This is a genomic window from Streptomyces sp. NPDC051173 (assembly GCF_040689515.1).
Taxonomy (GTDB): Bacteria; Actinomycetota; Actinomycetes; order Streptomycetales; family Streptomycetaceae; genus Streptomyces.
Map to the genome: position 1 here is coordinate 1 of NZ_JBFBBD010000147.1, position 4749 is coordinate 4749.

Annotated in this window: 2 protein-coding genes; both read right to left on the bottom strand. The window is 72.4% G+C overall.

What is annotated here, in order from left to right; genetic code table 11:
• The coding region (locus AB0435_RS33835; RefSeq protein ID WP_366428703.1) for a type I polyketide synthase at positions 1–1739 on the bottom strand (1739 nt) is incomplete at its 3' end.
• 64 nt (positions 1740–1803) lie between these two features.
• The coding region (locus tag AB0435_RS33840; RefSeq protein ID WP_366428704.1) for an SDR family NAD(P)-dependent oxidoreductase at positions 1804–4749 on the bottom strand (2946 nt) is incomplete at its 5' end.

Genomic DNA, 4749 nt, shown 5'->3' on the forward strand with positions numbered 1-4749 from the left:
TCGTCGAGGAGTTGGGCTCCCATGCCGATCCACTGTGAGCCTTGTCCGGGGAATACCAGTACCGGTCCTGGGCCTGTGTCCTGGGCTGTTCCGGTGACCAGGTCGGGTGAGACTTCGCCGGAGGCCAGTGAGTGGAGTGCGGTGCGGGCCTGGTCGTGGTCGTGTCCTACGATCACGGCGCGGTGTTCGAAGGCCGACCGTGTCGTGGCCAGTGACCAGCCCACCTCGACGGTGGAAGCGTCCGTGAACGTGTCGAGTTTGTGGGCTTGTTGGCGCAGGGCTTCGCCGGTCCGTCCGGAGACGACCCACGGCACCACCGAACCCGCCGGAGGCTCGGTCACCTCGGGCTGCTCCTCCTCCGATGCCGGCGCCTCCTCCAGGATCAGATGCGCGTTCGTCCCCGAGATGCCGAACGCCGAGACGCCCGCCCGGCGCGTACGCTCCGACCGCCACTCGACCGGCCCGGTGAGGAGACGCACGCCGCCCTGCTCCCACTGGACGTGCGGCGAGGGCGCGTCGATGTGCAGCGAGGCGGGCAGGAGGCCGTCGCGCAGGGCCATGACCATCTTGATCACACCGGCGACGCCGGCGGCCGCCTGGGTGTGGCCGATGTTGGACTTCACCGACCCGAGCCACAGCGGCCGGTCCTCGGGCCGGTCCTTGCCGTACGTGGCGAGGAGCGCGCCGGCCTCGATGGGGTCACCCAGCGTGGTGCCGGTGCCGTGCGCCTCCACCACGTCCACGTCGTCGGCGGACAGGCGCGCGTTGGCGAGGGCCGCGCGGATGACCCGCTCCTGCGAGGGCCCGTTGGGGGCGGCGAGGCCGTTGCTGGTGCCGTCCTGGTTGACGGCCGAACCCCGGACCACCGCGAGGACCTTGTGCCCGCGGCGCCGCGCCTCGGAGAGCAGCTCGAGTGCCACGACACCGGCGCCCTCGCCCCAGCCGGTGCCGTCGGCGGCGGCCGCGAAGGGCTTGCACCGCCCGTCGGGGGCCAGCCCGCGCTGCCGGGAGAACTCCGTGAACGAGCCGGGCGTCGCCATCACGGTGGAGCCGCCCGCGAGGGCCAGTGAGCACTCGCCCTGCCGCAGCGCCTGGGCCGCCAGGTGGATCGCGACCAGCGACGACGAGCACGCGGTGTCGACCGTCACGGCCGGGCCCTCGAGCCCCAGGGTGTAGGAGATCCGGCCCGAGACCACACTGCCGAGGTTGCCGGTGCCGATGTACCCCTCGACCTCGCTGGCCGTCTGGCTGATCAGCGTCAGGTAGTCGTGGGCGCTCACCCCGGTGAAGACACCCGTGTCGCTGCCCTGCAACTCCCGCGGATCCAGGCCCGCGTGCTCGACGGCCTCCCAGGCGGTCTCCAGCAGCAGCCGCTGCTGCGGGTCCATCGCCACCGCTTCACGCGGGCTGATGCCGAAGAACTCGGCGTCGAAGTCGCCCGCGTCGTAGAGGAAGGCGCCGTCCCGCACATAGCTGGTGCCCGGGTGTTCGGGATCCGGGTGGTAGAGCGCCTCCAGGTCCCAGCCCCGGTCGTCGGGGAACGCCGAGACGGCATCGCCCCCCTCGCGCACGAGGCGCCACAGGTCCTCGGCGGACCGGGTGCCGCCGGGATAGCGGCAGGCCATCCCCACGATCGCGACCGGTTCCGCCGATTCCTTGTCGCGGAGCCGTTGGTGGGCCTCGCGCAGCTCCGCGGTGACCCACTTGAGGTGATCGAGAAGCTTCTCCTCGTTCGACATCTAACCCAGGCTCCTTGGCACTACGTGGATGATCGAGGTCATGGGGGACGGGAGGGAAGGGAAGTCAGGACTTCCCGAACTCGCTGGAGATCAGGTCGAAGATGTCGTCCGCGGACGCGGACTCCAGCGCGTCGTGGGTGGAAGCGGAACGGTCCGCCTCGCCCTGGGCCGGGCTCCACTTCGCCATCAGCACTTGGAGCCGGCCCGCGATCCGCCGCCGGGCCGCCTCGTCCATCCCGTCCGTGCCGTACGCCGCGTCCCACTTGTCCAGGGCCGCGAGGACGCTGCCCTCACCGGCCTCCTCGCCCGCGAGGCCGAGCTGCCCGCGCAGGTGCGTGGCCAGCGCCTCGGACGTGGGATGGTCGAAGATCACGGTGGCGGGCAGCGCGAGCCCGGTCGCGGTGTTGAGCTGATTGCGCAGCTGGACGGCGGTCAGGGAGTCGAAGCCGAGCTCCTGGAACGGCTTCGCCGCAGGGATCTCCTCCACCGTCCGGCCGAGCGTCGCCGCCGCGTACGTCCGGACGCGCTGGACCAGGAAGCCGTGCCGCTGCGACGCGGGCGTCTTCGCGAGTTCCGCGCGGAACGCGCTGGTCTCCGCTCCGGAGCCCGGCTGTTCCGCCTCCCGCCGGTTCTCGGGAATGCCGTCGAGGAACGGGCTGGGCCGCTGCGCGGTGAACGTCGGCGTGAACCGCGCCCAGTCGAAGTTCGCCACCGTCAGCGTGGTCTCGCCCGAGCTCACGGCCTGGTGCAGTGCCTTGACGCTCAGGCCGGGACCGATCGGGTGCAGGCCGAAGCGCTTGAAGTACGCCAGCGACTCCTCGTCCGCGGACATCCCCGCCTCGGCCCAGGGGCCCCAGGCGACGGAGGTGGCGGGGAGTCCTTGGGCGCGGCGGTGTTCGGCGAGGGCGTCGAGGAAGTGGTTGGCCGCGCCGTAGGCGCCCTGCTGGCCACTGCCCCACACCGCGGCGCCGGAGGAGAACATCACGAAGGCCGACAGGTCCGCGTCCCGCGTCATCTCGTGCAGGTTCCAGGCCGCGTACGCCTTGGAGCCGAGCACCTCGGCCAGGCGCGCGGACGTCAGATCGCCGATCGGCGTCAGATCCGTCATGCCCGCGGCGTGGATGACGGCGGTGAGGGGGTGATCGTCGGGGATGCCGTCGAGGAGCTCGCGGAGCTGGGACGGGTCGCTGACGTCGCAGGCGGTGACGGTGACGGCGGTGCCGAGTCGGCGGAGTTCTTCGGCGAGTTGTTGTGCGCCGGGGGCATGGGGTCCGCGCCGGCTGGTGAGGTGGAGGTGGGGTGCGCCTTGGTCGGCGAGCCAGCGGGCGAGGACGGCTCCGATGCCGCCGGTTCCGCCGGTGATGAGGGTGGTGCCCTCGGGCCGCCAGTCGGTGGTGGTCGTGGTGGTGGGGGCGTGGGTGAGCCGGCGGGTGTGGGTGCCGGTGGTGCGGATGGCGGTCTGGTCCTCGTCCTGCGGGGTGAGGGCGGTGGCGAGGCGGGTGAGGGTGTGGTGGTCGATGCGTGGGGGGAGGTCGACGAGTCCGGCCCAGAGGCGGGGGTGTTCGAGCGCGGCGACGCGTCCGAGTCCCCAGACCTCCGCTTGGAGGGGGTTGGTGAGAGGGTCGGTGGCGTTGGTGGACACGGCGCCTTGGGTGACGGTGTGTACGGGTGCGGTGGTGCCGTTGTCGTCGAGGGCCTGGACGAGGGCGGTCGTCGCGGCGAGTCCCGCGGGGACGGCGGGGTGTCCGGGGTGGGGTTCCTCGTCGAGCGCCAGCAGATTGACGATCCCGGCGAGCCCGGCCGTGTCCACCGAGGCCAAGGAGTCACGCCGTGCGCGACCCGTCTCCACGGCATGCAGCCGGACGGTCGCCCCGTGCTCCCGCAAGGCGTCCGTCGTAGCGCGCACGGCGGGGTGGTCGGCGTGGGTGCCGGGGACGAAGAGCAGCCAGTCCCCGCTCAACTCCGGTGTCACCGAGGCATCGGCGAGGTACTCCCACGTGACGCGGTAGCGCCAGGAGTCGATCGCCGACTGTTCCCGGTGCCGTCGCCGCCAGGCCGAGAGGACCGGCAGGGCGGGCTCCAGCGCCTCGACCGCCTCCGGCCGGCCGTCGAGCTCCAGACTGTCGGCGAGTGCCTCGACGTCCCGGTCCTCGATGGCCTGCCACAGCCGCGCTTCGGCCGCGTCGTGACCTCCGCCGACAGCGGCGGTCGCGGTGGAGTGCTCGAGCCAGTAGTGCCGGCGCTGGAACGAGTAGGTCGGCAGGTCGACGGTCCGGGGGGTGGGTTCGGTGGGGAACCAGCGCCGCCAGTCGATGTCCGCGCCGGCTGTGAAGGCCTGGGCGGCGGCGTGGGTGAGCTGGGTGAGGCCGCCGTGGTCACGGCGCAGGGTGGGGACGACGGCAGCCGTGACGCCGACGTGGTCGACGGTCTCCTGGATGCCCAGGTTGAGTACGGGGTGGGGGCTGGCCTCGATGAACAGGCGGTAGCCGTCGGCGAGCAGGGCCTCTACGGTGTCGGCGAAGCGGATGGGCCGGCGCAGGTTGGCGATCCAGTACGCGGTGTCCAGGCCGGTGGTCTCCAGGCGTCCGGCGGTGACGGTGGAGTAGAACGCCACGTCGGTGTCCACCGGCCGGATACCGCTGAGGCGCTCCGCGAGCAGGCCGGCGATCTCGTCGACCTGCGGCCCGTGGGAGGCGTAGTCCACATCGATCGTGCGCGCCCGCAGACCGCGCGCCTCCGCGTCCGCGACCACGGCGGCGACCCGCTCGGGCGGGCCCGAGACCACCGTGGAGGAAGGGCTGTTGACGCCCGCGATGCCCACGCCCGGGTGCCCGTCGACGAGCTCGGCGGCCTGCTCCTGACCCACCCCCAGGGAGGCCATCGCACCGTGCCCAGCCAACTGTCGAAGGGCATCACTGCGTATGGCGACGATGCGTGCTGCGTCGTGGAGGGTGAGTGCGCCGGCTACGCAGGCGGCGGCCATTTCGCCTTGGGAGTGTCCGACGACGGC